3 protein-coding genes are annotated in these 2,644 nt (G+C 40.5%); all 3 read left to right on the forward strand.

Annotated elements, in window-relative coordinates; all coding sequences use genetic code 11:
• Positions 1-9 precede the first annotated feature (9 nt).
• The 3 genes from B9J87_RS16655 to B9J87_RS16665 are packed head-to-tail and all read left to right on the forward strand — an operon-like array spanning position 10 to position 2,486.
• Entirely contained in the window at positions 10-909 is a 900-nt protein-coding gene (locus B9J87_RS16655) for an NAD-dependent DNA ligase (RefSeq protein WP_094151804.1), read from the forward strand.
• Between the two features lie 9 nt (positions 910-918).
• Positions 919-1,398 carry a hypothetical protein gene (locus B9J87_RS16660; protein ID WP_094151800.1) on the forward strand — a complete coding sequence of 160 codons (480 nt, stop codon included), beginning with the start codon at positions 919-921 and terminating at the stop codon, positions 1,396-1,398.
• An 11-nt stretch (positions 1,399-1,409) separates the two neighbouring features.
• Positions 1,410-2,486 carry a phage integrase gene (locus B9J87_RS16665; protein WP_094151802.1) on the forward strand — a complete coding sequence of 359 codons (1,077 nt, stop codon included), beginning with the start codon at positions 1,410-1,412 and terminating at the stop codon, positions 2,484-2,486.
• The last annotated feature ends 158 nt before the right edge of the window (positions 2,487-2,644 follow it).

A 2,644-nucleotide genomic window follows, 5' to 3' on the forward strand; every position in this document is an offset into this window, starting at 1 on the left:
GGTGAATATATGACGGACTCACACTTATTGGACGAACATGGTCAACCCAGATTTTTTGGCTTTAACAATAAACGCAATAAAGAAAAAGCATTGAAAGCGCTTCAAGGAATTCTTTCAGGCGTTAGTGCCGATAGGGTTTTAAATAGTACTGAAGTACTTTTCTTAGATACTTGGCTGCGCACCGACTCCCCTATTAAAAACGATGGTGACTTTCTCGATTTAAGAGATTTAATTGAGGATATATTAGAAGACGGTGTCATTGAACCTGATGAATTAGAAGACCTACACAATTTGATTAATGATGTTCTGACTTATGGTTTCAAGGATGGCTTGCAAACTGACGGAATGATTAATCAACTTCTTGGCTTCTTACAAGGCTTAACGGCCGACGACACTCTCAATGATAAGGAAATATTAGCCCTCAAACGACTGATTGAATCGAATGATGATGTTATATCTTCTTGGCCCGGCGATGTCATTCATGAGCGTTTAATTCAGGTACTTGAAGATGGCATCATTGACGATCAAGAAAAGCAAGAATTGCTAGTCATGTTTAAATCTATCTGCGGTCAACAATTTACTGATTCTGGCTGTGCTGAATGTTTCGCTACAGATTACTTTTCTGATGATATTGAGCTTGAATCGGTTAATGGCTTACGTGTTTGTTTTACTGGTAAGTTTTTTTCTGGCAATAGAAAACATATCGAAAGCCAAGCTAAAACTAACGGTGTATTAGTCTGCTCTGGTGTCAATAGAGATTTGGACATTCTTGTTATTGGTTCTATGGCAAGCAGAGACTGGATTCACACTAGTCACGGCAGAAAAATTGAATCAGTAATTAATAATCGCCGCACTGGTTTTAAAACACATATTGTCACTGAAAAAGCTTGGCTTTCGCTTATTTGCTAGGGGTTCTACATGCAATACAAATTTATCTTATTACTATCTTCAGCGTTTTTATTTGGATGCGGCGATAACAATTCCACACCTGACTTTAAGGTAAACGCTACTACTGCGACTAATTTTCCTTATACGTTAGAAAATCAGCCTGCTGTATCAGTAGCCATAAAACAGGATGGAGATAACTTTTGTGAAGTTACTCTATTTAGAAACAATGTCCGCGAGGGCTATTCCGCTACGCTTTCTCAAAAAAGCTCTGGCGAACTCAGTTCTAGTTGCTATTGGAAAGGCGCATATTTCACTCAATCATCTAAACATCCGACAATTGCTCAAATTACGGTTGAATCTCTAGATGAAAAGACACAAACAGCGGTACTTAAAACAACGCTAAAACTAGTGAACAACAAAACCTTGAAAGACTACTTTGAATTGAAAGATATTCAATTTTCTATTTCAGGCGTTCAGTATGTGAACTTAACAACCATGCCAAGCAATTAACGATTCACATAATGTCAGTTCGCAACTTAAAAGACGGCAGCAAAAAACCTTGGCTTTGTGAGTGCTACCCACAAGGCCGCAATGGTAAACGCGTTCGTAAACGCTTCGCCACTAAAGGTGAAGCGAATGCTTATGAAAACTTTGTGATGCGCGAAGTGGATGATAAGCCGTGGATGGGTGGAAAAGCTGACCGCCGCAGTTTGTTAGATATGATTGATTTGTGGCAGGAACGCCACGGCCAATCACTGGCGAACGCCAAGCAAACATATAACCGCTTGATGGTTATCTGCAATGGTTTGGGTGACCCATTTTATACTAAACTAACCGCGAATATGTTTACTGAATATCGGAGTAAACGTATTGCCGGGGAAATTGCGGATTTAAATAACAAGAAAACAGCGGTTTCATTTAGCACATGCAATCACGAACAAGCCATTTTCAATTCTATGATCAGTGAACTGCAAAGTATGGGGGAATGGAAAGGTGAAAACCCGTTGGCAAATGTTCGACAGTTCAAGCTGCATGAAAGTGAAATGGATTTTTTATCGATTGATGAAATGCAAAGTTTGATTGCAGCAGCAGAAAGCCATTCACACCCCGACTTACACAAGTTCATTAAGTTATGTTTAGCAACTGGCGGCAGGTTCAGAGAAGTAGCGCGCTTAACGGGTTCACAAATCAATAGCTATGACGCATTCCATAATAATGGTGATGCGATTAAAAAGCACACGGTGACGTTTACGCAAACAAAGGGCAAGAAAAATAGAACAGTTCCGATCGGCAAGGAAGAGTTTGAACTGATTTACACTGGCGACCATGGCCCCTTATTCAGTATCAGCTATGCCACGGTTCAACGCTTCATTGCAGCTCAAGTGCCCAGGCTAAACCGCCAAGCCGCGCACGTTCTTCGCCACACTTACGCTTCATACTTCATGATGAACCGAGGCAATATTATTACGTTACAACGCATCTTAGGTCACAGTGATATTAAGTTAACCATGCGCTATTCGCACTTATCACCTGACCACTTAGAAGAGGCAGTAAACAAAAGCCCAATAGCCATGCTACGCAACAAAAATGGCGACTAACCGCCGCCAAAAAGTGGCGACAAAATGGCGGCGAATTTTATTTATATGTGCGAACATATGCGGATATTTGCGGCTTGATGTTTTTTAACACATTGAATTAAAGCCACAAAGCCAAGCACAGCAAGGTTTCAAAGGTATCGGAGAAAATACGAATTGTT

The sequence above is a fragment of the Vibrio sp. V19_P1S1T109 genome (assembly GCF_002241375.1).
GTDB classification, from domain to species: domain Bacteria; phylum Pseudomonadota; class Gammaproteobacteria; order Enterobacterales; family Vibrionaceae; genus Vibrio; species Vibrio anguillarum.